Genomic DNA, 540 nt, shown 5'->3' with positions numbered 1-540 from the left:
TCGGCCACTACGTGAGCAGATAGCAACGACTCCCATGACTCGCTTTGCGTCAACAATTCCGCCAACGCATTTTCAAAATATTCATAATCCAATTGCTCGATGCCAATCAGTTTATTCAAACACAGTACGTGCCTATGATTATCTAAACTGAGAAATAATTGGTGTTCTGGCCAATGGTAATTGAACGCGAAAAAAGAACGATAAAGATCAGAATTGACGATTTGTAATCCAACAATTTCCGCTTCCAGTTGCAGCGTATTCGTTTCTGGATGAAAGATGAAATGAACCTTTAAGTGATCATCAAAAGCTAAGCTTAGTTCATTGTCCGTCAAATGCAGTTCAGGCAAGCCTATTTGATGAGCAAACTTCTGTAAAACCTCATCGATAGTTTGGCGTGCTGACATAGAAACAGTCCTTTTGAGAATTTTATCGGGAAACATATTCGATATCGTGGGGTGTGTTTATCAATTTTGGTTGTTAGTTATTATATTTTGGCCGGAAACCCAGAATTGACACCTTGCTTCTAATCTTACAAATGAG

The 540-nt window shown here is 38.9% G+C and carries 1 protein-coding gene; it reads right to left on the bottom strand.

The annotated features are described in order from the left end of the window. The coding region (exsC, locus tag R7O13_RS30225; RefSeq protein WP_318305640.1) for a type III secretion system regulatory chaperone ExsC at positions 1-404 on the bottom strand (404 nt) is incomplete at its 3' end. Positions 405-540 lie beyond the last annotated feature (136 nt).

Source organism: Vibrio sp. Y176 (assembly GCF_033438945.1).
The sequence above is the reverse complement of the archived record's forward strand: the minus strand, read 5'-3'. Positions and strand labels throughout refer to the sequence as shown.